The sequence below is a fragment of the Pseudomonas sp. MYb60 genome, assembly GCF_002979555.1.
Classification (GTDB): domain Bacteria; phylum Pseudomonadota; class Gammaproteobacteria; order Pseudomonadales; family Pseudomonadaceae; genus Aquipseudomonas.
Genome location: NZ_PCOZ01000017.1, coordinates 60,085 through 84,532, shown reverse-complemented (window position 1 = coordinate 84,532; position 24,448 = coordinate 60,085). Strand labels below are relative to the sequence as shown.

Annotated in this window: 23 protein-coding genes; 6 read left to right on the top strand and 17 right to left on the bottom strand. The window is 60.5% G+C overall.

Annotation, left to right across the window (positions count from 1 at the left end; genetic code table 11):
• Positions 1 to 418 (bottom strand): DUF3995 domain-containing protein (locus tag CQ041_RS22105; RefSeq protein ID WP_105649055.1); only part of this gene is annotated, 418 nt, incomplete at its 3' end.
• A 92-nt stretch (positions 419 to 510) separates the two neighbouring features.
• Between CQ041_RS22105 and CQ041_RS22100 the strand changes: the two genes are divergently transcribed.
• Positions 511 to 900: a DUF2946 domain-containing protein gene (locus CQ041_RS22100; protein WP_105523674.1), complete on the top strand. Its 390-nt coding sequence runs from the start codon at positions 511 to 513 to the stop codon at positions 898 to 900.
• Positions 901 to 994: 94 nt separating this feature from the next.
• Positions 995 to 3,121 carry a TonB-dependent siderophore receptor gene (locus CQ041_RS22095; RefSeq protein ID WP_105523675.1) on the top strand — a complete coding sequence of 709 codons (2,127 nt, stop codon included), beginning with the start codon at positions 995 to 997 and terminating at the stop codon, positions 3,119 to 3,121.
• A gap of 174 nt (positions 3,122 to 3,295) precedes the next feature.
• Here the strand turns inward: CQ041_RS22095 and CQ041_RS22090 are convergent, their stop codons facing one another.
• Both CQ041_RS22090 and CQ041_RS22085 read right to left on the bottom strand, forming a co-directional pair.
• Entirely contained in the window at positions 3,296 to 4,312 is a 1,017-nt protein-coding gene (locus tag CQ041_RS22090) for an ABC transporter substrate-binding protein (protein WP_105523676.1), read from the bottom strand.
• Between the two features lie 129 nt (positions 4,313 to 4,441).
• On the bottom strand, positions 4,442 to 4,891 hold the full coding sequence (locus CQ041_RS22085) for a hypothetical protein (RefSeq protein WP_177429411.1): 450 nt from the start codon (positions 4,889 to 4,891) through the stop codon (positions 4,442 to 4,444).
• 407 nt (positions 4,892 to 5,298) lie between these two features.
• On the opposite strand from CQ041_RS22085, the gene CQ041_RS22080 reads away from it, so the two are divergent.
• From CQ041_RS22080 to CQ041_RS22070, 3 genes are all read left to right on the top strand, one after another.
• Positions 5,299 to 5,562 carry a hypothetical protein gene (locus CQ041_RS22080; protein WP_105523678.1) on the top strand — a complete coding sequence of 88 codons (264 nt, stop codon included), beginning with the start codon at positions 5,299 to 5,301 and terminating at the stop codon, positions 5,560 to 5,562.
• 110 nt (positions 5,563 to 5,672) lie between these two features.
• Complete coding sequence (locus CQ041_RS22075) at positions 5,673 to 5,903, top strand: hypothetical protein (RefSeq protein ID WP_105523679.1); 231 nt, start codon at positions 5,673 to 5,675, stop codon at positions 5,901 to 5,903.
• A 66-nt stretch (positions 5,904 to 5,969) separates the two neighbouring features.
• Positions 5,970 to 6,206, top strand: a complete 237-nt coding sequence (locus CQ041_RS22070; RefSeq protein ID WP_105523680.1) for a DUF2789 domain-containing protein — start codon at positions 5,970 to 5,972, stop codon at positions 6,204 to 6,206.
• A gap of 3 nt (positions 6,207 to 6,209) precedes the next feature.
• On the opposite strand, the gene CQ041_RS22065 is transcribed toward CQ041_RS22070, so the two are convergent.
• The 12 genes from CQ041_RS22065 to iolC form a co-directional block, all read right to left on the bottom strand.
• Entirely contained in the window at positions 6,210 to 7,442 is a 1,233-nt protein-coding gene (locus tag CQ041_RS22065; RefSeq protein ID WP_371923034.1) for a methyl-accepting chemotaxis protein, read from the bottom strand.
• Between the two features lie 546 nt (positions 7,443 to 7,988).
• The gene (locus CQ041_RS22060) at positions 7,989 to 8,393 is read right to left on the bottom strand and encodes a TraR/DksA C4-type zinc finger protein (protein WP_010564800.1); all 405 of its coding nucleotides are present in this window, start codon (positions 8,391 to 8,393) and stop codon (positions 7,989 to 7,991) included.
• A 406-nt stretch (positions 8,394 to 8,799) separates the two neighbouring features.
• Entirely contained in the window at positions 8,800 to 9,822 is a 1,023-nt protein-coding gene (locus CQ041_RS22055; RefSeq protein ID WP_105523682.1) for an ABC transporter permease, read from the bottom strand.
• A gap of 28 nt (positions 9,823 to 9,850) precedes the next feature.
• Positions 9,851 to 11,404: a sugar ABC transporter ATP-binding protein gene (locus CQ041_RS22050; RefSeq protein WP_105523683.1), complete on the bottom strand. Its 1,554-nt coding sequence runs from the start codon at positions 11,402 to 11,404 to the stop codon at positions 9,851 to 9,853.
• 54 nt (positions 11,405 to 11,458) lie between these two features.
• A complete protein-coding gene (locus CQ041_RS22045; protein WP_105523684.1) occupies positions 11,459 to 12,394 on the bottom strand; it encodes a sugar ABC transporter substrate-binding protein in 936 nt (311 codons plus the stop codon).
• 49 nt (positions 12,395 to 12,443) lie between these two features.
• On the bottom strand, positions 12,444 to 12,629 hold the full coding sequence (locus CQ041_RS22040; RefSeq protein WP_105523685.1) for a hypothetical protein: 186 nt from the start codon (positions 12,627 to 12,629) through the stop codon (positions 12,444 to 12,446).
• A gap of 128 nt (positions 12,630 to 12,757) precedes the next feature.
• Complete coding sequence (locus CQ041_RS22035) at positions 12,758 to 13,786, bottom strand: Gfo/Idh/MocA family oxidoreductase (protein ID WP_105523686.1); 1,029 nt, start codon at positions 13,784 to 13,786, stop codon at positions 12,758 to 12,760.
• Between the two features lie 86 nt (positions 13,787 to 13,872).
• On the bottom strand, positions 13,873 to 14,883 hold the full coding sequence (locus CQ041_RS22030; RefSeq protein WP_105523687.1) for a Gfo/Idh/MocA family protein: 1,011 nt from the start codon (positions 14,881 to 14,883) through the stop codon (positions 13,873 to 13,875).
• 18 nt (positions 14,884 to 14,901) lie between these two features.
• Positions 14,902 to 16,833 carry a 3D-(3,5/4)-trihydroxycyclohexane-1,2-dione acylhydrolase (decyclizing) gene (iolD, locus tag CQ041_RS22025; RefSeq protein ID WP_105523688.1) on the bottom strand — a complete coding sequence of 644 codons (1,932 nt, stop codon included), beginning with the start codon at positions 16,831 to 16,833 and terminating at the stop codon, positions 14,902 to 14,904.
• A 10-nt stretch (positions 16,834 to 16,843) separates the two neighbouring features.
• Positions 16,844 to 17,632: a 5-deoxy-glucuronate isomerase gene (iolB, locus tag CQ041_RS22020; protein ID WP_105523689.1), complete on the bottom strand. Its 789-nt coding sequence runs from the start codon at positions 17,630 to 17,632 to the stop codon at positions 16,844 to 16,846.
• Positions 17,629 to 18,522, bottom strand: a complete 894-nt coding sequence (gene iolE / locus CQ041_RS22015; protein ID WP_105523690.1) for a myo-inosose-2 dehydratase — start codon at positions 18,520 to 18,522, stop codon at positions 17,629 to 17,631. Before iolE ends, iolB begins: the two co-directional genes overlap by 4 nt.
• A gap of 178 nt (positions 18,523 to 18,700) precedes the next feature.
• A complete protein-coding gene (gene iolC, locus CQ041_RS22010; RefSeq protein WP_105523691.1) occupies positions 18,701 to 20,638 on the bottom strand; it encodes a 5-dehydro-2-deoxygluconokinase in 1,938 nt (645 codons plus the stop codon).
• A 284-nt stretch (positions 20,639 to 20,922) separates the two neighbouring features.
• Here iolC and CQ041_RS22005 point away from each other — a divergent pair, with 284 nt between their 5' ends.
• Positions 20,923 to 21,819, top strand: a complete 897-nt coding sequence (locus CQ041_RS22005; RefSeq protein ID WP_105523692.1) for a MurR/RpiR family transcriptional regulator — start codon at positions 20,923 to 20,925, stop codon at positions 21,817 to 21,819.
• Between the two features lie 58 nt (positions 21,820 to 21,877).
• Here the strand turns inward: CQ041_RS22005 and CQ041_RS22000 are convergent, their stop codons facing one another.
• Positions 21,878 to 22,777, bottom strand: a complete 900-nt coding sequence (locus CQ041_RS22000; protein WP_105523693.1) for a hypothetical protein — start codon at positions 22,775 to 22,777, stop codon at positions 21,878 to 21,880.
• Between the two features lie 470 nt (positions 22,778 to 23,247).
• Positions 23,248 to 24,153, bottom strand: coding sequence for a hypothetical protein (locus CQ041_RS21995; protein ID WP_105523694.1), 906 nt, complete (start codon positions 24,151 to 24,153; stop codon positions 23,248 to 23,250).
• Positions 24,154 to 24,448 lie beyond the last annotated feature (295 nt).

Below are 24,448 nucleotides of genomic sequence, written 5' to 3'. Positions count from 1 at the left end.
GCAACCCCACCCCCAACAGCAAACACAACGGCGAATAAAAATACGTGTCCCATCGCGCAAACCGGGACCCGCCGACCTTCTTGAAGAACCCTACCAACTCCGAATCCCCAATTGCGCGGGCAAACATGACCAGTGCAATCGCGCTGATCCCCCACTGCAACGCCCCGTGGGACACCGCCGAGAAATACAGCCCGGCGCGCAGGCACACCAGTAAAGCGATCGCGACCAAACCCATCGCTACCAGAAAGGTGCCCAGCGCCGAGGGCTTGAACGCGGGACGGGGGCCGCTGGCGAATTCGCCGGGGAGTTGGGGGATGGCGGCCTGGAAGCCGAGTTTGCCGCCGGCCGCCCAGTACAGGTGCACCATGCTGATGCAGGCAACTATGCCGACTATCCATCTCGCGATGACAAAGCTCATGGCTGGCTCTCCCTGAAAAGTCCGACAGAGGATAGTCGCCCCGTGATTTTTTGCAGGCATTCCGTCGGCGGCTGATGGTAAAGTGCCGCCCCATGAAATTCGCCCGTGCCGACCGCTCGCTCATTGCCTGGATGCTCTACTGCTGCGTCCTGTTCAATGTGTTCGCCTGCAGTATCGGTCATGGGCAGATGGTGGGGATGCAGCTCAATGGCATCGGCGGCCAGTTCTGTACGGTGGACCCGCGCACCCAGGCGCCAACGCCATCCAACTCCACCGATGAAAGCCTGCCAACGCTCTCCAAGGCCTTCGGTTGCCCGCTGTGCTCCACCGGCGGCATGGGGCCGGCGCTCAATTCCAGCCTGAACGTCGCTGTACTGCCCCAGCCCCATGCGCCGCCCCCGGCCATCATCGTCACCGCCGATATTCCCGCCCGCTTCACCTGGCCCACGGCTCACCCGCGTGCGCCGCCCGCCGCTGCCTGATTCCTTCGCTTTCTGATCTGCACCGACCACCGCTTCCCCAGGGTTTGCGCGCGGCCGTGCGTTGTTTTCGAGCCAAGTTTTTCAGGATTCAACCATGAAACATCTACCCTTGTTGGCGGGCCTGTTCGGCTGCCTGCCTGTCTGTGCCTGGGCCATCGAACTGGCCCCCACCACCATCGATGGCGAACAAACCGCCGAACCCGGCCTGGCCCTGGACCAATCCAGCGGCATGGCATCGCGGCTCGGGCTGAGTGTGCGGGAGACCCCGGCGTCAGTGGCCATTGCCAACCGCAACGATATAGAGCGCCGGGGCGCCAGGACCTTTCGCGAGGCGGCCAACACACTGCCGGGTGTCAACGCCAGCGCGCCACCGGGGTTCGGCGGTTTTGTCTCGTATCGCGGATTCACCAGCAGCCAGATCACCCAGATGTTCAACGGGATCAATGTCGCCACCGGCCTGGCCCGTCCGGTGGATGCCTGGATCTATGACCGGGTGGAACTGGTAGGCGGCCCCTCCTCCCTGATCAACGGGGCCGGTTCCGTGGGCGGTTCGCTCAATTACGTGACGAAACTCGCCACCCGCGAGGAACAGGCCGCCGAGGGCCAACTGACCTACGGCAGCTACGACACGGCTGGCATGGCCTTCGGCGTCAACCACGCCCTCACCCAGCCCGGCGCCGAGGTGCAGCACTACGCCCGCGTGGACGTCAGCCGCAACACCAACCACAGCTACATCGAACGCGACCAGCGCGAAGCCTGGAGCCTGGCATTTTCACTGCTCAGCGACCTCACCCCCAACCTGTCCCACACCCTGGCGTTGGAATACCAGGATGAACACGAAGACAGCCCCTATTGGGGTACGCCGGTCCTGAACCCCAAGGTCGGCGAACTGAAAATCGACAAGCACAACCGCTTCAACAACTACAACGTCGCCGACGGTCGCTATGAACAGCGCACGATCTGGGCACGCTCGATCATCGACTACCGGCTCGACGACAGCACCACCCTGAAAAACACCCTCTATCACCTGGACAGCCAGCGCGACTACCGCAACCTTGAGACCTACCAGTACAACGCCGCCAACAACGCGGTCAATCGCTCCACCGCGTACCAGGTACGCCATCAGGGCGAACAGAACGGCAACCAGTTCGAGTTGCGACACGACACTACGCTGTTCGGGCTTTCGACCACTTGGTCCGGCGGTTTCGAGTACAAGGTCAACAGCACCACCAACAGCCCATTGAACGTGTCGGGCAACAGCAGCGTGGACCCGAACGGCTACACCCCTGGACATTTCTACGACATCCCCAATACCCGGCCCGGGTTCGTCAAGGACAAGACCAACGAAGTCACCACCAAGGCCCTGTTCGTGGAAAACCGCCTGGGCCTCACCGACAAACTGTCCCTGCTTACCGGCCTGCGTTACGACGCCATTGACCTGGATGTCACCAACCACCGCACGGTCACGGCCACCAATCCGTCTCACTTCAGACGCCATTGGGAGCCGGTGACCGGGCGCGTCGGCCTGACCTACCAGTTCACCCCCACGGCCAATGTGTACGCGCAGTACAGCACGGCCGCCGAACAACCCAATACCACCACGCAGGTGTTCGACGTTTCCACCGGCAAACAATGGGAGGTGGGCAGCAAGTTCGACTATCTGGACGGACGCGGCTCGGCTACCATTGCCGCCTACCGCATCGAGCGCAAGGACTTTGCCGTGACCGACCCGCAGAACCCGACCAACAGCATTCCGGTGGGCGCGCAGTCCTCCCGAGGGATCGAGCTGGCCAGCTCCTTGCGCATCACGCCAAGGCTGTTGGCGGAAGGCAATGTCGCCTGGGTGGATGCCGAATACGATGACTTCAATGAGAGAATCGCCAGTGGTGCAGTGGTTTCCCGCAAGGGTAATACGCCTACCAACGTGCCCAAACGCGTCGGCAACCTGTGGCTGACCTACGACTTTAGCGAAGACTGGCAAGGTGGCGTGGATGCACGGTATGTCGCCGAGGTGTATGCAGACAACGCCAACACCCAGACGGTACCGGCCTACACGTTGCTGGGCACCTTCCTGCGCTACAAGGTAGACGCACATACCTCGGTGACCGGCCGGGTACGCAACCTGACCAATGAGGTGTACGCCGAGTTTGCCCATGTGTCACCGGCCTATTATCTCGGCTCGCCAAGGACCTTCGAGCTGGCACTGAATACGCGATTTTGACCCCTGAACACGATTGAACCTGTAGGAGCGGGCTTGCCCGCGATTGCGGTGGGTCAGCCAGCCGTTGCAGTGACTGACACACCGCCTTCGCGGGCAAGCCCACTCCCACAGGGGACTGGCGGTGGGTCCGGCACACATCCAATGTGGGAGCGAGCAACCCCGCGCCCAAACGTGTTATTTCAGGCTGGCCTCAACCTTTTGCGCCACCTCTTCGGGCAACCACGCCGTCCACACCTCCGGATGCTCCTTGAGAAACGCCTGGGCCACTTCCCGAGGTGGGGTGTGGCGCTCGCTCATGCTCGCCAGCGCCTTGTTCAGCGGGTCGATGGGGAATTCGACTTTTTCGAAGAATTCGGCAATGTCGGGGTGAGCCTTCTGGAACGGCGTGGACACGCCGATGCTCAGCTTGGACGCGAGCGACCGGGTAGGCTTGGGGTTCGGATTATCCGCATCGGTCAAGGTCTTCCAGGCCTCGGCGTCAAAGGCGGGTTCTTCCAGCTGGATCAACTTGTAACGCCCCATCAGCGGCGTCGGCGACCAGTAGTAGAACAACACCGGCTTGCCTCGGCGGATCGACGAAGCGATCTCGGCATCCAGCGCCGCCCCTGACCCGCTGCGGAAGTTCACGTAGCTGTCATCCAGGCCATAGGCCTTGAGCTTTTGCTTATTGACCACCTCCGAGGTCCACCCGATCGGGCTGTTGAGGAAACGTCCCTTGCCCGGCGATTCCGGGTCCTTGAACACGTCCTTGTAGCGCGCCAGGTCCTTCACGCTCTTGAGGTCCGGCGCCAGCGGCTTGATGCCCTTCGCGGGATCGCCCTTGACCACATATTCCGGCACCCACCAGCCTTCGGTCGCCCCTTTGACCGTATCACCCAGGCCCACCACCTTGCCTTCGGCTTCCGCCTTGACCCACACCGGGCTGCGGCCGGCCCACTCTTCGCCAATCACCTGGATGTCGTTCTTGGCCAGGGCGGTCTCCAAGGTAATGGTCGTGCCCGGCAGCGTGTCGGTGGGCAGGTCGTAGCCCTTCTCGACGATCACCCGCAGTATTTCAGTGATCAGGCTGCCGCTTTCCCAGTTAAGGTCGGCAAAATGCACCGGTGTCTGGGCCGCAGATACCGGCAATGCTGCCATGGACAAGCTCACGCTCGTCACGCACGCAGCCATCAGCGTTCTCAATCCTTTCATCCCTGGTACCTCGCGAAATCGCACCCATTGACGGATGGCTTTGCCGCGTATGCGCGAAGCCTCTGAATAGTTAAGTCCACTCAACTGTAGTAGAGGTTCCGGGAGATACAGGATGTTCGCGGGATGGGTTTATTCGCTGGCCTTGAAAGTGACCAGTTCACCCTTGCGCCATTTGGCGGCTTTACCGGTCACGGCCTTGAGGGTTTTGGTCAGACCGTCCTGCAACTGCTCATTGGCGGCGAACACCAGCATCACACTGTGGCCTTCCTTGAACACGATGCCCTGGCCTTCAGGTGTGGTGACGAAGGCGTAGTCGCCCAGGCCGTACACCGTCAACTTGATATCGCGGAACTTCAATTCAAACTTGCCGCCTTCGCGACTGGGCAATACCGCGGCGCGGAAATGGTCGCCCACTTTAAGTTCCAGGTGCTGCTTGTCATCGACCACCATCGCCGCCTCGGTGTCGATTTCGGCGATATAGATACCTTCCGGCGTCTGTTCGGTGATGTAGACAAAACGGGATTGAAACTGCTTGACCAACTTTGCGCGCAAATCACCCAGCACGAACAACGCGTGCATATCCAGATTACTGACTGCCAAGGAAACGCCCCCACATCGAAAAGAGCGCCGTCCGCCGGAGCGGGCAGCACAAAAAAACGGCCATCACGGCACGATCACACAACTCACTATTGAAAAAACCGCAGAAGACCTGCCGCAAAGCCCGTACAGAGGTGCGCGACGGACCTTGTGCAAGGTCATCAGGCATCGCAGCAAATCACAGGTTCAACGGCCCGAGAATACAGGCCGGCCAACTTCAGAGAATAGCCCGGGCAAAAACGTCGATTTCCGACATTCAACACATAAAAGTACACAGGGGCATGGAACCAGGCACCCGCGACCAGCAACAATACTAAAACAGCAGCACCGATTAAAACCACCCAAAACACTGTAGTCGGGTCAGCCGGATCGATCGGAAGGAGCAGGTTATGCAACGAACACCCTACGATGCCAGGTCTTCGCACACGCGTGACGATGCCCAATACTACCGCTTGCACGGCTGCCATGGGTACATGGATTCGGTTCTATACCAAGTCGTACCGGCGGGACGCAACTTTTTCCACATCCGCGAAGTGATCAGCGGGCGTATCAAAGGCTTTCGCAGCAACCATATCCAGGCCTGCGAACTGGCCAAACAGCTCGAAGCCAGCCTGCACGGCCTGCACGGGGGAATCGTTTCGTCACCTGGATGACTTTACTGCGCCGCCAACCCGCAACAACTGCCATACTGGCCCGTCCACGCAAGCCTGTGCCCGAAAGGTCAGGCTTCACCAGTGCAGTTATCTCCAAGGGAAGGCTATACGTGACGGAATTTGATATCGGCGAATTTTTCATCCATGGCGACGCAAGGGAAGTAGACGGGGAGTTTCAAGCAGTCATCGTGATGCGGGCCAAGCCGCCACTCAAGACAGTCACTACGCACCAGGTGGAAAAAGATCGCTGGTTCAAAACCGCCGACGCCGCAGCCGTCGCAGGCAAGGATGCCGCCCAGGCACTGAAGACCGCGGTGGATGCCGGCGCGCTCAACACCTGACAATCCGATAGAACTCTGCCGCGTCACAACCCTCCCATGCATAACCCCCACCGCATGGAGAACGATATGGACGCGCCAATCCCTACCCTCGAGACCTTGTTTGAACAACTGGGTCTGGATTCAACCCCGGAAGCCATCGACGCCTTTATCGCAGCGCACCCGCTGGCTGAGGACGTCAAACTGGTGGACGCACCTTTCTGGTCCACCCAGCAAGCCCAATTCCTCCAGGAGCAACTGCGTGAAGACGCCGAGTGGGCGATTGCCGTGGATGAGCTGAACCAGCGCCTGCACCAACCCCACTGAAACCTAGCGCGCTGCCTTTGCGCCTTCTGGCTTGTAGCCAAGGCGCAGACCGCCCCAATGCCGCCCGCCCACCATGATCGGCACCGACAAATCATGCATCAATTCGCCCGTATCGCGGGTGTAGGTCTGTAGCAGTACGGGCTGCTGGTGGCTGCCGCAGCGGATGCCCGTGCGGTCATCGAACTTGCGCTTGGTGCGGTTCTGCACGGCATCCGTCTGGGCATCGCCGGTCAACGCGTGGGAAAACGCCTTGTTATGCGTCGGCACGTAGCCCTGGGGCGTGCACGCAATAGCAAAAACCAAGCCTTCATGACGGGGCAACAAGGCTTCCTGAATGGCCGGCAGCACCTGATCGGTGTAGCCGTCAAACCGGGAGTGGTACTTGCACGGCTGCGTGTTGGGGATCGGCGTGTAGCTGCGATCGAACAGGTCATTCAAACTGACGCGGTTGTGCTGCACATCCGCCTCGAACTGCGCGGCAATCCGGCTTGCCCCTTCGCGGGCCAAGTCGTAGATGCGCTGGTGATAGTCGTCCAGGCCGACTTCGGCCAGGCGCTCACTGATGGTTTCGGCCTGCCCTTCCATTTGCACCGCCGCGTCGGCCAACTGGCGTGTCTGCTGGTCGCTGACGGCCAGGTCACTGCGCATCTGCTCCACCGCATGGAACAGGCTATCGAGCTGAGTGCGGTTGGTATCGGTGCCCTCGGCGATGGCATTGACTTGGCCCTCCACATTCGCGGCCAGGCTGGCGATGCTGTGCAGTTGCTCGCCGGCGTGCTCCACCTGCTCGACCCCGGCGTTCAAGTCTGCCGACAACTGACGAATCTGCTCCACCACCTGCGCGGTGCGTTGCTGGATGTCTGCCACCATCACCCCGACTTCATCGGTGGCCGTGGCGGTGCGGCCTGCCAATCCGCGCACTTCATCGGCCACCACCGCGAACCCGCGGCCATGCTCGCCGGCACGGGCGGCCTCGATCGCAGCGTTGAGCGCCAACAGGTTGGTCTGGCTGGCGATGGACTGAATCACCAGGGTGACCCGCTGGATCTCTTCACTGCGCTGGCTCAACGCTTCGATCAGCTCGCGACTGGCATTGGCGCGCTCGCTGAGCTGATGCATGCGGGTGATGGACTGGGCCAGCACTTCACGGCCTTGAGTGCTGCGATGATGCGCCTGGCTGGCGGCGTCGAGGGCTTCACGGCTGAGCTGGGAGGTGAGTTTTTCGGTGTCGATCATCACTTCGGCACTGCTGACGATCTGCTTGGCCGCACCCAATTGCGATTGCACGCGCGCCGCCAGTTGCTTGACCGAGTAGGCCACGCCGGCAGCGGAGAGTGCGTTGTGACTGGTGGTGTAGGACAGATCGCGGGTCAGCTCGCCAATGGCATCGGCGGTGTCGGCTTGGGAGGCAGGCGGCGTGCGATTTTTCAGCCGAGGCAGCCAGACAACCAGCAGTGCCAACGGCAGGCAGAGGTATATCGGCAGGTGGGCAAAGGCCATGCCCAGCAGGACCAGCACCATCGCGATGCTCTGCAAGAGCGGTGTCAACCAACCGGGCAACCCGCGCACCACCGCCTGGGGTGGCACCGCAGCGCCCATCAGAGATCCGTCTCCAGCCATCTTCGTCACCCCACTGCTTGTCATTATTGTCCCTGCATTAAACGCCACTATTGAGCCATTATCCATGGGCCTTTGGTGGGGGGGCTTGCAGTGGATCAATAGACGGGGGTGCAGCGGCCTTTCTCCGGGAAATCGCTCAGGCGATTCCCCGGCTTCACCGCATCAGGCTTGGCGCTGATGCTTGTCGATCTGCTCGTGGCGCTCTTGCGCTTCGATGCAGTACTTGGTGGTCGGGCTGATCAGCAGGCGCTTGAGGCCGATTGGCTCGCCGCTGTCGTCGCACCAGCCAAAGGAATCTTCCTTGATGCGTTCCAGTGCACGCTCAAGCTGCGGCAGCATGCGCTGGTCGCGGTCGATGGCGTTCACCAGCCAGGTACGCTCTTCTTCAACCGAAGCGGCGTCGGCCGGGTCAGCCGGGGTGTCCAGGCTTTCAATGGCGATACGGTTCTGTTCAATGCGCTCGTGGTGTTCCACTTTCATGTCTTGCAGCAACTGCTCGAAAAAAGCGTGCTGTTCGGCATTCATGTAGTCATCCGCCGGCATGGCCAGCAACTTTTCCTTTGTCATTGATTTCTCTATAAAAAATACGTGCATTAAGGCGAATAAGGGAGCGTTCCGCAAGGCCTGTGCAGGTCTCCGAAGGGCGCCGTCCATTTCAAGCGCCACCCGGCACTCAATTTACGAGGGGCGGCAGTCTAAGGCCGACTTGAGGGCGCAGCAACTGAAATGACAGGCATTTTTCCCAGATAACCCCCAAAAGCACCAGGACGGGCTGGGCGAATGGTTATCGGAGTGCGTTTATAGCAAGAAATTCAGTGTTATGGAGCTATATAGAAGACAAACGGTTGAAACCCCTACCCCAACTGTAGGAGCGAGCTTGCTCGCGAAGAACGCAAGGGCAACGCGTTTAACCAGACACCGCGCGTTACCGTTGGCGTTATTCGCGAGCATGCTCGCCTCTACAGGGGCAACGTCAGCGTTTGAGCTTGCGCTTGTTGCGGTATTGGTCGATCACCACCGCCACCACAATGATCAGGCCCTTGATGATGTCCTGGATGTACGCATCCACCCCGACAAAGGTAAAGCCGCTGGCCATTACCCCAAGGATCAGCGCGCCGATCACCGTGCCGGTGATGCGCCCTACCCCGCCCGCCAGGCTGGTACCACCGATCACCGCTGCGGCAATCGCGTCCAGCTCATAGGACATCCCCATGCCAGCCTGACCGGTTGCCGCCCGAGCCGAAGCCACCACGCCCGCCAGGCCTGCCAGCAGACCCGCGATGCTGTAGACGATAATCAAATGACGCTTGACGTTGATGCCCGACGTGCGTGCCGCCTGCATGTTGCCGCCGATGGCGTAGGTGTACTTGCCGTACTTGGTGTAGCGCAGGGCGATGTGGAAGATCACCGCCACCACCAGGAAGATGATCACCGGCATCGCGCCATGGCCGATGGCCGTGTACGAGTCCGAGAGCATGCTCACCGGCTGGCCTTCGGTGTAGTAACGCGCCAGGCCACGGGCCGAGACCATCATGCCCAGGGTGGCAATGAACGGCGGGATACCGGTCACGGCGATGATGCTGCCGTTGATCGCCCCCGCCAGCAGCCCCACCCCCAGGCCCATCGCCACCGGTATCCACACCGGCAAGTCAGTCAGGCTGGGGAACACCGCCCGGGAGAAGTCAGAGGTCTGCGCCAGACTCGCCGCGATCATCGCCGACAGCGCCAGCACCGAGCCCGAGGACAGGTCGATACCGGTGGTGATGATCACCTGGGTGACGCCGATCGCCAGCAGGCCAATGATCGACACTTGCAGGATCATCAGCACCAGGCGCTGGGAGTTCATCAGGAAGCTCTGGTCACGCACGATCCAGCCGAACAGCTCGAACACCAGGCCGATGCCGATCAGCACCAGGAAAATGCTCAATTCGGTCGGCATGCGCCGCCGGCTTTTGGTTGGCGCCGTGGCCGGTTTGTTATCCGTTATCGCGTTCATAACCCATCACCTTTTTTTGTTCTGTACGTCAGTGGACTGCCGTCATCCCGGAGGCCAACTGCATGACTTTTTCCTGGGTCGCTTCGCTGCGGTCCAGGGTGCCCATCAGGTCGCCTTCGTGCATCACCATCACCCGGTCACTCATGCCGAGCACTTCAGGCAGCTCCGAGGAAATCATGATCACCGCCATGCCTTCGCTGGCGAGGAAGGCGATCAAGCGATAGATCTCGGCCTTGGCGCCCACGTCGATGCCACGGGTGGGCTCGTCGAGGATCAGCAGCCGCGGGTTGGTCATCAGCCAGCGTGCGAGCAGGGCCTTTTGCTGGTTGCCGCCGGACAAGGTGTCGATGCATTGTTCAAGGGACGGGGTCTTCACCCGCAGCTTCTTGCACATGTCTTCGCACAGCGCGCGCAAGGCCTTCTGCTGGATGAAACCGTTACCGCTGTAGTGCGGCAACACCGCCATTTCCATGTTTTCCAGCACCGACAGGCACGGAAACAGGCCGCTGAGCTTGCGGTCCTCGGTGAGCAGGGCAAACCCCTTCTCGATGGCCATGTGCGGGTCGGTAATGCGCACGGGTTTGCCGTCCAGGGTGATCTGGCCGCTGCTGCTCGGGGTAATGCCGAAAATGGCTTCCGCCACGTTGGTGCGGCCCGAGCCCATGAGCCCGGCAATGCCGAGGATCTCACCGGCGTGCAGGTCGAAGGACACGTCCTTGAACACACCGTCCAGGGTCAGGTCGCGCACCGACATCAGCAACTCGCCGATGGGCGTCTCGCGCACCGGGAACAATTGGCTCAACTCACGGCCGACCATCATCGAGATCAGGCTGTCGCTGTTCATGCTGTCGGCGCGTTGCAGGCCGATGTAGTGGCCGTCACGGAACACCGCCACTTCGTCAGCGATGGCAAACACTTCGTTCATCTTGTGGGTGATATAGACGATGCCCTTACCCTGGGACTTCAGGTCGGCAATGATCGAAAACAGGTGGGCCACTTCCTTGTCGGTAATGGCCGACGTCGGTTCATCCATGATCAGGATGTCGGAATCGTAGGACACGGCCTTGGCAATCTCGACCATCTGCCGCTCGGCGATGCTCAGGTTGCCCACGTGCTCCTCGGGGTCGAGGTTGATGCGCAGGCGCGCCAGCAGCTCGGCGGTAGCGCGGTGCATTTCGCGGTGGTTGACCATGTGCAGGCTGTTGAGCTGTTCGCGGCCGATCCAGATGTTCTCGGCGATGCTCATGTGCGGCATCAGGTTGAGTTCCTGATGGATCATTGCGATGCCGGCCTTCTGCGCCGCCAGCGGGGTTTCAAACACGATCGGCTTGCCACGCAGACGGATTTCACCGGCGTCGGGCTGGTAGATCCCGGCGATGATTTTCATCAGCGTCGACTTGCCCGCACCGTTCTCGCCCATCAGCGCGAGCACGGAGCCCGGGCGTACCCGCAACTGCACATCGGCCAGGGCCACGACGCCGGGAAAGCCTTTGCTGATGTTAAGGATTTCCAACAGGTAGGGTTCTTCCAACAATGGGGACTGGATGCCGGGAGGCTGCGAGACAGTGGCTTGAGCGAGCATAGGGAGGTACTCCATCTGCAGGGCGACGCTGGCCGCCCTGCCGGATTATTGTTGTTATTTGAAGTCTTTGACGTTTTCCGGCGTGATCAGCTGGAACGGGATGACAATGTTCTGTTCGGTCGGCTCGTTCTTCGCCAACTTGCGGGCTGCCTCCACCGCGCCGACCCCCTGGCCCTTGGCGTCCTGGAACACCGACACGGTCATCTCGCCCTTCTCGATCGCGTTCAGGCCATCGCGCGTACCGTCCACACCCGCAATCAACACACTGCCGGGCTTGGTACCGGCAGACTTGAGGGCCATGGCCGCGCCAATCGCCATCTCGTCGTTGTTGGAGAGCACAGCGTTGAACTCACGGCCCTGGGTGAGCCAGTCGTTGGTCAGGGTCATGCCACGGTCGCGCAGCCAGATCCCGGTCTGCTCCTGCTCGATCTTGATTCCCGGGTATTTGACCAGGACATCCTTGATGCCCTTGGTGCGGTTGGTGGTGGAGTTGTTCGCCAGGTCACCCAGCAGGATCACGACACTGCCTTTACCGCCCAGCTTGTCGGCGATGTACTGCATCTGCAGGCGGCCGGCCTCTTCATCATCGGACGTCACTGCAGCCACACCCTTGGGCAGGGTCTTCTGATCAGGACGACGGTTGACATACACCAGCGGAATTCCCGCTTCGGTCGCTGCCTTGCTGATGCGTGCGGTCGACGCGGTGTCCACCGGCGTGACGATAATGGCATCGACCTTCTGGCTGATGAAACTCTCGACCTGGCTCAGTTGCTTGACCACGTCGGCGCGCGCGTCCTCGAACTGCAGCTGCACGCCATCGCCCTTGGGCAGCGCCTTGACGTGCTGCTCCATGTAGCCGCGCACGCTGGTCAGGTAGTTGTCATCGAAACTCGAAAAGGTCACGCCGACCTTAAGGTCGGCCGCCAGGGCTGCGCCACTGGCCAGCAGCATGGACAGGGCCAGCGCGGTAAAACGGATCGGGGTCTTCATGAACGGTCTGTCTCCACTTTCTTGTTGGTTTTGTTGGACGTTGCGTTGATCAGAGCGGGCCTTGCGACGTCGGCAGTCGAACCACCGGTGCACCTGGAATGCAGCACACCAGCGCGCCTTTGTTTTCGACGCACAGCACATTAAGGAAGGAGAAGTAGAACGGCCGGGCGCGGGGCAGGCCGCGTGGCGCTTGAGTGAGGCGTAAAACTCGCAGTACAGCGTTGAAGATTTTCATCTGACGGTACCTGGTTGTTTTCGATCTTGTTTTTGTTTGAGCCGTGCGGATCGGGTCCGGACGTACTTATTGCAACCTGGAAACGACTTTATTGGAAAATAATTTCCATATCAACATCTTTTAGAATTTTATTCTATTTTTGTTGAAACGACCTGCTGGCGCTCCGCGCTCAGGCGTGCGGCGTCCAATATACGGGTGGTTTCCAGCGCGTCATAGGCGTCCACGGGCAATGGCCCCTGCCCTTGCACGGCACTTTGAAACTGGCGATAGAACTGCGTCCAGCAGCCCTTTTCCGAGGGTACCCGCTCGCGTTCCGGGCCTTGTTCGAACCAGCCCCAGCGCCGGTGTTCTTCAGCGCCCCAGTGCTCGCCCTCGGTTTTCGGGGACTTGCCGGCCAGCAGCAACTCTTCCTGACCGTCCAGCCCATCGACGGTGTAGCAACCCTGGGTGCCACTGACGCGAAAACGCGGGGCCTGGCTGTTTTGCAGGGCATTGCCCCACAGGTGGGAGATGACCCCGTTGGCGTGGGTCAGGGACACGAAGAAACCATGGTCGAGGGTGGGATGCTCGGCACTGAACTGCAATTGGGCGAACACCCGGTCCACCGGGCCGAACAGTTGCAACGCCTGGTCCACCAGATGGCTGCCCAGGTCACGCAGCCAGCCACCGCCGCTGGGGTTGCCCACGGCTTGCGGGGCATAGCGCTCCACGCGGGATTCGAAACGGGTGATGGTACCCAGGGCTCCAGCGTCGATGAGTTTGCGCAGGGTCAGGTAGTCCGAGTCCCAGCGCCGGTTCTGGTAGACGCTGAGCAACGTGCCCTGGCGCTCGGCGGCCGTGATCAGCGCCTGGGCCTGCTCGGCGTTGGCGGCAAACGGTTTGTCACTGACCACCGCGACACCATGTTCGATGGCCTCCAGCACCAGCGCCGGGCGGCCCTTGAGGGTGGTGGAAATGACCAGCGCATCCACGCCCGCTTCGACAATCTGGCCGATGGAGTCGAAGGCTTTTACGCCGGGATGGTCCGTGTTCAATTGTTGTCGGCGCTCGGATGAGCGGGTAACGACGCCAACAAACGTGGCGCCGGGCAATGTTGCAATCAGCGGCGCATGAAAAAAGCGCCCTCCGTGGCCGTAGCCGACCAGTCCGATTCGCATAATCAACTCCCAACTCAAATTGGAAACCCAATCAAATGTGGGAGGGGGCAAGCCCCCTCCCACATTGACCTCATTGCTCCAATGGGTCAGCCGTAGAAGCGCGGGCGATCCGGGAGGCTGACTTTCACGATCTGTTCACTGTTCTGCGCTTCAATGCACGCATCCGCCGCCACCGCAGCGGCAAACCCGTCCCACGCCGACGGCCCGCCGACTTGACCGGCGCGCACACTATCAATGAAGGCCTGCAACTCGACGTCATACGCACCGATGAACCGGTCTTTCCAATCCATCAGGATTGCATTGGACAGCTTCGCCTCACTGCGCAGTTGCACCTGGGACGGCTCCGGCAGTTTGGCAATGCCGGTCTCCCCCACCACCTCGCACTGGATGTCGTAGCCGTATTGGCAGTTCACGAACACTTCCACATCGATGCGCGTGCCTTTGGCGGTTTCCAGCAGCACGATCTGTGGGTCGCGCAGGTGCGCCAGGGCTTTGCTGGATTTGCGCGGGAACACCACTTGTACCGACACGTAGTCGTCGTCGAGCAACCAGCGCAACACATCGAGTTCGTGGATCAGGGTGTCGGTGATCGCCATGTCGGTCTTGTAGTTCTCGCCCACCGTCGGGTTGCGGTGGGCGCAATGCAGCATCAGCGGCTCGCCGATCTGGCCGCTGTCGATCACGGCCTTGAGTGCGCGGTAGCCTTCATCGTAGGGACGCATGAAGCCCACTTGCACCAGGCGCTTGCCGTAGGCCACTTCGGCGTCGACGATCTTGCGGCAGCCGGCCGCAGTGACCGCCAGGGGTTTTTCGCAGAACACCGGTTTGCCGGCAGCGATGGCGGCCAGCACGAATTCTTCATGGCTGGGGCCCCACGAGGTGACCAGCACCGCTTCCACCTCGGGCGCCTTGATCAGCGCGTGGCCGTCGGCATACACCTCGGCGCTGATACCCAGGTCAGCCACCACCTTGGCGGCCTGCTCCAGGTTGATATCGGTCACGGCCACTACCTGGCTGTTGAGCAGGGTCTGGCTGCAACGACGGATATGGTCGCGGCCAATGGCGCCGGTACCGATCACTCCAAGCTTCAAAGACATGTAAAACCCCTCTTGTTATTAGTACTGCCGGGCCTTGGCCAGGTGTTCATTGAGTTTTTTTGCCGCTGCATTCGTGCGCTCGCTGGTGGACACCTGCGCCACGCCCACTCGCCACCACGACAGATAGCCATGCACCATGGTCTTGGGCAGTACCTTGATGTCGATCAGTGTCGAGACCGTCTGGGTCCGCGCGTCGGCCAACGCCGCTTCAAGTTGCTCCACGGTGCTGACCTTGTAAGTCTTGCAGCCATAAGCCGCTGCACTCATGGCGAAATCCACCGGCACCAGGCCGCCGTCGAGCTTGCCGCTCTCGGGGTTGCGATAGCGGAATTCAGTGCCGAAGCTGTCCATGCCGTTGCCGATCTGCAAGTTGTTGATGCAACCGAAGGCCATGTTGTCCAGCAGCACCACGTTGATCTTGCGACGCTCCTGGATCGAGGTGGCCAACTCCGAATGCAGCATCATGTACGAGCCGTCGCCGACCAGGGCGTAGACCTCACGGCTCGGCTCGGCAAGCTTCACCCCCAGCGCGGCGTTGATCTCATAGCCCATGCACGAATAACCGTATTCGACGTGGTAGGTGTTGACGCCCTTGCTGCGCCACACGCGCTGCAGGTCGCCGGGCAGGCTGCCGGCGGCGGCGACGATGATCGCATCGTCGGCCAGGGTCTGGTTGAGCACGCCGAGCACGCGGCTCTGGGTCAGGCACGAACCGGTCAGCTCGATGAATTCGCGCAACACGGCGCGGTCAAGGTGGTCGTCGACTTCGGGTACGAAACCGTCGCCGGTATAGTCCACCTCGTGCACGCGGTCGACTTCGGCGTCCAGTTGCGCCTTGGCCTCGCGGACCTGTTCGCCCCAGCCGGAGCGATAGTCGCCGAGGGCGTCACCCAGTGCACCCAAGGCCAGTTGCGCGTCGGCCAGCACTTGCACCGCGTCGAGTTTCAACACATCGCAGGGGCTGATATTGAGGTTCAGGAACGTCACTTCGCCGTGCTTGAACAGCGATTTTGACGAGGTGGTGAAGTCGGTATAACGGGTGCCGATGCCGATGATCAGGTCCGCTTCCGGCGCCAGCAGGTTGGCTGCCAGGCAGCCGGTCTCACCGATGCCGCCGACGTTCAGCGGATGGCTGGAAACCACCGCGCTCTTGCCAGCCTGGGTTTCGGCGAAAGGAATCTCAAAGCGTTCGGCGAAGGCTTGCAGCGCCGCATGGGCGCCGGAGTATTTCACCCCGCCACCGCAGATGATCAGCGGCTTGCGCTTGCCCTGGAACGCGGCCAGCGCGTCACTGATCATCGCCGGGGTGGCCGGGCGACGGTCGAGGCGGTGCACACGTTTTTGCAGGAAATAATCCGGATAGTCCCAGGCTTCGGCCTGCACATCCTGGGGCAATGCCAGGGTTACCGCGCCGGTTTCCGCGGGGTCGGTCAGCACGCGCATGGCGTGGATCGCAGCCGTCATCAACTGCTCGGGGCGGTTGATACGGTCCCAGTACTTGCTCACGGAGCGGAAGGCATCGTTGGTGCTGATGCTCAGGTCGTGAAACTGCTCGATCTGTTGCAGCACCGGGTCGGGCTGGCGACTTGCGTAGACATCGCCGGGCAGCAACAGCAATGGGATACGGTTGGCGGTGGCGGTCGCCGCCGCGGTGAGCATGTTGGCCGCGCCAGGGCCGACCGACGCGGTGCACGCGTAGATCTTGCGGCGCAGGTGCTGCTTGGCAAACCCGATGGCTGCGTGGGCCATGCCCTGCTCGTTGCGGCCCTGGTGCACCACCAATTCACCGGCGTCCTGCTCCAGTGCCTGGCCCAGGCCCAGCACGTTGCCGTGGCCAAAGATGGTAAACACGCCGGCGACAAACTTGCTCTCTACGCCATCGACTTCGATGTATTGGTTGTCGAGGAACTTCACCAGGGCCTGAGCCATGGTCAGTCGGGTTGTGGTCATGTCGCGCCCCTTAAAGGTCCAGTAGCCAGCTGTGCTGCGGGTCGTTATGGAAGTGCCAGGCACGCTTGGGGCCGGCCATCACGTTGAGGTAATAGGACTCGTAGCCGTAAGGCACGCTGACCGGGTGATACCCCTTGGGCACCACCACCAGGTCGCTGTTTTCCACGGCCATGGCCTGGTCGATGCTGCGGTCGTCGGTGTACACACGCTGGAACACGAAACCTTGGGGCGGGTTGATCTGGTGGTAGTAGGTTTCTTCGAGGAAGCTCTGATGCGGCAGGTCGTCAGTGTCGTGCTTGTGCGGCGGGTAGCTGGACGAATGCCCGGACGGCGTGCGCACTTCCACCACCAACAGCGAATGGGCCGGCTCGGTGTCTGGCAGGATGTCGCACACGTAGCGGGTGTTGGCGCCTTTGCCGCGCACACTGCGCTTGCAGTGTTCCGGGCGAATCAGGCGTGGTTCATAGCCACCGGCGCCGGGGGCGGCACACACGGCAATCTGCACATCACTCAACGCGGTGACCTGCGCCGTAGTGCCCGGCGGCAGGTAGGCGGCGAAGGGCGATTTGTCTTCGAACACTGATTGACGATCACCCAGGTTCTGCCAGTCGAACCCTTCGCCTTCAATATTTACCCGGCCACTGAGCAGCACCAGGCACAATTCCTTGTCACCAGCGCTGACCGGCAGGGTTTCGCCCAGGCTCAGGCGGTAGGCCTTGAAGCCCACGTACTCAAGACGCCCTTCTTCCAGGGCCACCATGGTGTGTCCGCGTTTGTTGCTCTTGACCAGCAGGCTCATGCTTGCGTCCTCTCGTTGAGCAGCGCGCGCAGGGTGTCGTAGCCCTTTTTCGCGTACACGTAGCTCGGTGCGACGGCTGGGTCCTGCTCGGCTTCCACCACCAGCCAGCCTTCGTATTTGGCGGCCAGCAGCACGTCGAGCAGTTCGGCGAAGTCGATATCGCCATCGCCGGGCACAGTGAAGGTGCCGTTGACGATGCAGTCCGGGAAGCTCCACATCTGGTTGCGCGCCAGTTGCACCACGGCTTTGCGCACGTCCTTGAAGTGCACGTGGCAGATGCGGTCGATGTGCTTTTTCAGCACGGCGAGGGGATCTCCGCCGCCCATGTAGCAATGGCCCGAATCAAACAGCAGGCCGACTTCCGGGCCCGTGCGCTGCATGAGTTGGTCGATATCCTCGGGGGATTCGACGTAGGCACCCATATGGTGGTGGTAGGCCAGGCGCACGCCCTGAGACAGGGTGAAACGCGCCAGCTCGGTGAGCTTGTCGGCATAGTCCTGCCAGGCTTGCTCGCTGTGCAAACGCGGGCGTTCGATCAGGCGGATGCGCGAGCCCTGGATCGAGTCGGCGACTTCACCGTAGACCAGCACCGTCGCGCCGTTCTGCTTGAGCAACTCGACGTGACCGGCGATGGCTTGGATTTCCTCAGCCACCGAGCGCCGCGCCAGGCGGCTGGAGTACCAGCCGGACACCAACGCCAGGTCATAGGGGCGCAACACGTCGCCGACGCCCTTGGCGTCCTTGGGGAACTTGCCGTTGAGTTCAAAACCTTCGTAGCCGATCTCCTTGCCTTCGCTGAGCGCAGTGCTCAGCGGCGTTTCTCCGCCCAGGGCCGGCAGGTCGTCGTTGCTCCAGGAAATCGGGTTGATGCCAATTCGGATTGCGGGCATGGCTGCACCTATTGTTTTTATCTAGAGATCGCTCGGATCTGCTTTAAGTGAGAGAGGGTTTGCCCCCGATGGCGGCCGTTCAGTGATAGACGTGCTGCCTGACAGACTGCTATCGGGGTCAAGGCGAATCGTCGCACCGCCCCTCCCACATTTGACTGTATTCCACATTTGGAACGGTTTAGCCGCGGGCACTGCGCCAGGCATTGATCAGCTGTTCGAAGGTCGCCTGCACATGCTGGATCAAGGTCTCGTCATCGATCTCCCCTGCCAGCCACGCACGGCTGGGTTCCTGGAAGATCGTGCGGCCCACGGCAAAGCCACGGCAGGTGGTGCTCTGGCCCGCTTGCTGGAAGCCAGCGGCGAGGCATTCGGCCGACGCGTTCAGGCCCAGCAGTACCACGCCACGGCAATATGGGTCGCGCTCCTGAATCAACGCGTCGAGCTTTTCCCACTCCTCGGCCGGCTGCGCCTCGATCTTCCACCACGCCGGGTAGATCCCCAGGTTGTACAGGCGCTTGAGGCTGCGGTACAGCACATCCGGGTGGCTGGACGGGTGATCCTTGGGCGGGATGACTTCCAGCAACAGTTCATGACCACTCACCAGGGAGGCGTCGTACACCGCCTTGAGTTGGGCTTCCTGTTCCAGGCGCAGCAACGGCTCATCGTCGGGGTGGAATTGCACCAGGCACTTGATGATCTGCTCTTGCGGCCAGGCGATCAGGTTGCTGCCAATCGAGCGCCCGTGTTCGAACGCCAGCGGCCGCGAATTCTGTACTTCCACCGGGCGCGCGATCCACCAGCCACGCCCGCTGGCGGCGTTGAGGGCGTCCTGGCCGAAGCGTTGGTCGGCCAGCAGGCCTACATCGGCGGCAATGCCCTGCTCGGCGAGTTTGCGCTCCACACGTTCGATGGCTTGAATAAACAGTTGCTTGGCATCGCTGATGCGCGAGGTGTCCTGGCCGGCACGCTGGGCCAGGTCGACCAATTGCCAGCGGTGGTCAAAGGCGAAGATGAACAGCTGCTTCCATTGCTTGCGCGGCACTGATACACGATGCAGGCGCTGCAGGGTCACGTCCTGATCCGGTCGGGTGATCGGCACCGGGCTGTTGAACAGGTAGTCCAGTTCGGCGGGGGTCGGCATGGCCGGGGCGCAGGCGTGTCGCGACACCACGAGACCGCCGCAGGCATTCGCCAACTGGCTGCATCGTTCGTCGCTGGCGTCATTGATCCAGCCGCTGAGGAAGCCCGACATGAAGGCATCGCCGGCGCCGAGTACGTTGAGCACTTCAACCCGTACACCGGGGTAGATCGCGCCGTCTTCCAAACGCGCAGGGATCGCGCCATGGATCACTGTGCAACCTTGTGGGCCAAGCTTCACCACCAGCGTGGCCGGGGTCAGTTCGCGCACGGTGCGCAGCGCGGTGAGCAAATCTTCACTGCCGCCTGCAATCAGAAATTCTTCTTCCGTGCCGACGATCAGGTCAAAGCGCGGCAGGATTTTCTGCACATGCGCACTCACATTCTGGTCGGCAACAAACCGGGTTTCACCGTCAGCCTTGCCCGCCAGGCCCCACAGCACCGGGCGGTAGTCAATATCAAGTACGCGCTTCACATTGTGCTTGGCCGCGTAATCCAGCGCCTGGATGCTGGCCTTGTACACGCTGTCGGTGGAGAAATGCGTGCCGGTGATCAGCAAGGCCTTGCTGGAGGCGATGAACGCTTCGCTGATGTCCTCGGCGCGCAGGGCCATGTCGGCGCAATTCTCGCGGTAGAACACCAGGGGAAAGGTTTCGCGGTCCTTGAGTCCCAGCAGCACCAGGGCCGTGAGGCGTTCGGGGTCAACCTTGATGCCGCTGACATCACAGCCTTCACGGGCCAGGGATTCCACCAGGAAGCGCCCCATGTGGTCGTCCCCTACCCGGCTCAACATCGCCGACTTGAGCCCCAGCCGCGCGGTGCCGAACGCGATGTTGGCGGAGGAACCGCCGAGGTACTTGGCGAAGCTGGAAACGTCCTCAAGCCGCGCGCCCACTTGTTGCGCATAGAGGTCGACGCCCAGGCGTCCGAGGCAAATCAGATCCAATTGACGCCCACTGGCAAAACGAGTCTGGCCCATGCTGGCTCCTGTTATTTTTATCAGCCTGCGTTGTGCCGCCGTGGTGACGGCAAACGCCTTTGGTGGGAGCAGACTAGAACGTCCGGCGACGGCAATCAATATTTATTCCATAATTATTTTCAGTGGAATATATTTTCCAATACGTCAGCACAGGAGCACTCCAGCCACCGTGCATCGTTTCAGCAGCCCACGCGGGCCGTGATGCCGGGGTATTTTTTTGCGCCTACCCTGTAGACTTGCGTCACCCATCAGCGCAACAGAACAACACGCCAGAAGGATTGCCCATGCCCGAGACCCCTTCACAAGACGCTCTCGCCAGCCCGCCCATTAATGCCGAACGTCTGTTGCAGCTGATCACCGACGAATACGAAAGCCTGCCGCGCCAACTCAAACGCATCGCCAGCTACATGAGCCAGCAGAGCGACCGCATCATGGTCGACCGCATCAGCGATATTGCCCGTGAATGCGAAGTGCACCCTTCGGCCATCGTGCGGTTCTCTCAGCGCTTTGGTTTCAGTGGGTTCAGTGAGATGCAGGCGCTGTTTCGCGAGGCCTACACCCACAAGACCACGCCGGTGCAGAACTACCAGCAGCGCATCCGCAGCATGATCGCCAATAAGTCGCAGAAAGCCAGCGGCGGTGACCTGGCGCGCGAGTGCGTCAACGCTACATTGTCGGGCATCGAGCGCCTGGGGCTGGAACTGGACGACGTGGCCTTCGACAAGGCCGTCGACCTGGTGGTGAATGCCGACAATATCTACGTGGTCGGCGTGCGCCGCTCGTTTGCGGTGGCCGACTACCTGGTCTACAACCTGCAGCACACGAACAAGCGCATCCACCTGATCTCCGGCCTGGGCGGCAGCTACCGCGAGCAGATGCGCAGCGTGCGCGCCAATGACCTGGTGATTGCCATCAGCTTCACGCCCTACGGCAAAGAGACCCAGCACTGCCTGCGTATTGCCCAGCATCACCAGGCCAAGACGCTGATCATCACCGACAGCAACCTGTCGCCCCTGGCCAAGCGGGCGAACGCGGTGCTGTTGGTGAATGAGGGGTCATCGTTCGCCTTCCGCTCATTGAGTGCCACGTTGTGTTTGTGCCAGGCGCTGTTTATTGCGGTAGCGTATCGCTTGGAATTGAAGGTGGATGAAATTCATGAGCAGGTTGGATTTGAAGATTAATTCAAAGGGAGACTACCTCCCTGCAACCTTAAGCACCGCTGCCCTGAAAACCGAATGACTACCGGACCAGGAATTCTCCGATCACTCGATAATCAGCGGGTGCATTCCCACGCATGTGGCAATCGAAGGAACCTCTCGCTTCCCCCGTTCCTGGGAGAGAACTGAATTTCAAAACACCCGTGAAAGCCGAACCAATAAGAGACTGGCTCTGAATGGTATAACTCATACTCGCTTTTACATCACTGGATAAGTCGTATTCGAGATCGGTTTCACCTTCAAGGAGCGTGATAACGAAGACGCGCGTGACAGCGGGTTGCCCGGCAACCCAAAACCCGCGCATTAGCCAGTAGGCCGGCCGAGTCCCCCACCCGGGTACGTAAATCCGCTCCACCTCAGTGGCTATAAAATCAGAGACACTGTCGGGGCCTCCATCGATAAAACCCGTTATATACCCTTCTCCGATGACTGATCCAGACGGGGTCATTCCACTCGACGGCGCTGCTTCGAAACCTTTCAGATCCATTTCACCCGCTGTGATGGTTACCTCATTACCCGCTCCTGAGTAGGCCTGGCCGGAAAACGTCGCGGTCAAATGATCGCCGCCACTGGCAAGCGAAACCGTCATCGTTCCGGAGGCGAACGTGTGGGGTATATTGGAATTAGAGTTATTGACTGCGTAGACGGCGAACATCTCAGACGGGTTTGAAAAATCTAACTTTACATTAGTTTCTCCGGGGTTTAAGTCGCGAAAACTAAATGTCAAAAAATGACTCGTCATACCATTATGCGAAAGGCTTTGCTGGACACTTACATTGATTTTTCCATTTTGCCTCCACATTCTTGTCAACGTACCATCATCGTTAAACTTATAGTGGGGAGGCAAAATATCAGTATTGTGTATATCCGCCTCTGCCGTTCCGATGGTTTCATTATTCGCCACACTCGCTGAATAAGTCATCTCCGCCTCCGTTGCCGCCGGTCAGTTACCTGTCTGTAGGTGAAATCACGCTACGTCCCATGCTAGTAACGTCCCTTGACAGGTGTCTACTGTGAAACCTGACAGGTATTACAGCAGGTGGTAATGCCGCTTCATGACAGAACTTGCCCAGCGGTTGCAGTGTTAAAACCACCTCGGCGGCACGCGTGCAAAACACGCCCTCCTGCACACGCGTGGGCAACCACAACACTAAGTGCAACCCTGCCTGCTGGCCGGTGACCCTACAATGCTCTGGCAAGCACGCGAGCGGCGCGTTGCCTGGCCAAGCCCTCTGCCGATCACGGTGACCCAAAAAAGCCGCGCCTGCTAATGCAGGCGCGGCTCGAGTGACGCAGTGGATGAGATCACATGAAAATTGCGATCAGGATAATGATCGGGATAGGGATACCCAGGAACCAAAGCAGTAATGAGCGCATGATGTTCTCCTTGAATTAACGTACGAAATGTTCGGTTTCGACATACACCACGGCGTCGCGACGGCGACCGCCAAAGGTGGCAGCGAAGCTGGCGAAAAATGCGCCGATCAGCAGGGCGACGAAGGTCCACAGCGAGGTATAGGCCGCTACTTTCGCAGCGGTATCCGCGGCCTGCTTGGCTTTCAACTTGGCGTCTTCAACGGCTTTGAGGGCATCACCATAGACCTTGTCGATACGTGCTTCGGCATCCGCCTGGCTGAGGTTGGTGCGCTGGCTGATCAACTGGGCCAGGTAGGCACGGTCTTCGGCGGCAAGCTGGCCATCGTTGCTCAGGGTGCGGGTGAAGATGCGCGCAACGACGCCACGAGCGGCGTCATCGCTGACGGCGACTGGGCGATCATCACGGAACAGGCTGTCGACGTAGTAGTCGAAGTCACCGCCATCAACGCCTTTGGCTGCACTGCCCGCCGCTTGCGAGAGACCACTTGCGGCGCCCGCTGCAACGCTGGCACCGGCTTTCACACCGCCGCTCACGACACTGCTGACCGAACCGACCACCAGCACCGCGGTGACCAGGGTGGCAACTGCCCACGCGAGGAAACCATGGGCGGTATCGCGAAAGTACACCTCATCGCCATGCATATTGGCCCACTTCACCCGCAACCGGCCGGCGATGTATCCGCCCAAGCCTGATGCGACGATCTGGGTGAAGGCCAGCCAGATGATCGTGGAAATGCCAAGCCCTTTGGCACTGATACCGCTGTCAGCCCACGGCGATACCGCCGAAAAGCCCAGGCCGAAGCCCAGTAGCACCAGAATCAGGGACAACGCGGCCGCAGCGGCCGCACCGGCAAAAATCGCCCCCCAGGAAACCCCAGAGAGCGAGCTCGACTCTTGCAGCGTGGATGAGGATGTGATCATTGTTGTTGTGCTCCAAGGCAGAAAAATAGTGTTACAAGTCTCAAAAGGGACAGTGCAGGCACCATGCCAGTCGGCACTAAAATTAAATACGTTACAAATCAGCAACTTAAGTAAATTGAACTTACTTGAACCATGCAACTTGCAAGAAAGGGCCACTTCGAGCGGGCGTTATGCATTCCTTTGCCGCCAGTCATGAAACCTGTGTCAGTTTTGCCAACATGAAGTTTTATTTAGGAAGCGTTCAGGCATTTCTTGGCAAAATGCCCGCACTTCTCGTGTGAATCGCTCACCAGGT

Bases quoted from the DNA above. Each gene is read 5' to 3' on its own strand.
- CQ041_RS22100 (WP_105523674.1), top strand. From the start codon at position 511: ATGAAATTCGCCCGTGCCGACCGCTCGCTCATTGCCTGGATGCTCTAC.
- CQ041_RS22095 (WP_105523675.1), top strand. From the start codon at position 995: ATGAAACATCTACCCTTGTTGGCGGGCCTGTTCGGCTGCCTGCCTGTC.
- CQ041_RS22090 (WP_105523676.1), bottom strand. From the start codon at position 4,312: ATGAAAGGATTGAGAACGCTGATGGCTGCGTGCGTGACGAGCGTGAGC.
- CQ041_RS22085 (WP_177429411.1), bottom strand. From the start codon at position 4,891: ATGCACGCGTTGTTCGTGCTGGGTGATTTGCGCGCAAAGTTGGTCAAG.
- CQ041_RS22080 (WP_105523678.1), top strand. From the start codon at position 5,299: ATGCAACGAACACCCTACGATGCCAGGTCTTCGCACACGCGTGACGAT.
- CQ041_RS22070 (WP_105523680.1), top strand. From the start codon at position 5,970: ATGGACGCGCCAATCCCTACCCTCGAGACCTTGTTTGAACAACTGGGT.
- CQ041_RS22065 (WP_371923034.1), bottom strand. From the start codon at position 7,442: ATGATCGACACCGAAAAACTCACCTCCCAGCTCAGCCGTGAAGCCCTC.
- CQ041_RS22060 (WP_010564800.1), bottom strand. From the start codon at position 8,393: ATGACAAAGGAAAAGTTGCTGGCCATGCCGGCGGATGACTACATGAAT.
- CQ041_RS22055 (WP_105523682.1), bottom strand. From the start codon at position 9,822: ATGAACGCGATAACGGATAACAAACCGGCCACGGCGCCAACCAAAAGC.
- CQ041_RS22050 (WP_105523683.1), bottom strand. From the start codon at position 11,404: ATGCTCGCTCAAGCCACTGTCTCGCAGCCTCCCGGCATCCAGTCCCCA.
- CQ041_RS22045 (WP_105523684.1), bottom strand. From the start codon at position 12,394: ATGAAGACCCCGATCCGTTTTACCGCGCTGGCCCTGTCCATGCTGCTG.
- CQ041_RS22040 (WP_105523685.1), bottom strand. From the start codon at position 12,629: ATGAAAATCTTCAACGCTGTACTGCGAGTTTTACGCCTCACTCAAGCG.
- CQ041_RS22035 (WP_105523686.1), bottom strand. From the start codon at position 13,786: ATGCGAATCGGACTGGTCGGCTACGGCCACGGAGGGCGCTTTTTTCAT.
- CQ041_RS22030 (WP_105523687.1), bottom strand. From the start codon at position 14,883: ATGTCTTTGAAGCTTGGAGTGATCGGTACCGGCGCCATTGGCCGCGAC.
- iolD (WP_105523688.1), bottom strand. From the start codon at position 16,833: ATGACCACAACCCGACTGACCATGGCTCAGGCCCTGGTGAAGTTCCTC.
- iolB (WP_105523689.1), bottom strand. From the start codon at position 17,632: ATGAGCCTGCTGGTCAAGAGCAACAAACGCGGACACACCATGGTGGCC.
- iolE (WP_105523690.1), bottom strand. From the start codon at position 18,522: ATGCCCGCAATCCGAATTGGCATCAACCCGATTTCCTGGAGCAACGAC.
- iolC (WP_105523691.1), bottom strand. From the start codon at position 20,638: ATGGGCCAGACTCGTTTTGCCAGTGGGCGTCAATTGGATCTGATTTGC.
- CQ041_RS22005 (WP_105523692.1), top strand. From the start codon at position 20,923: ATGCCCGAGACCCCTTCACAAGACGCTCTCGCCAGCCCGCCCATTAAT.
- CQ041_RS22000 (WP_105523693.1), bottom strand. From the start codon at position 22,777: ATGACTTATTCAGCGAGTGTGGCGAATAATGAAACCATCGGAACGGCA.
- CQ041_RS21995 (WP_105523694.1), bottom strand. From the start codon at position 24,153: ATGATCACATCCTCATCCACGCTGCAAGAGTCGAGCTCGCTCTCTGGG.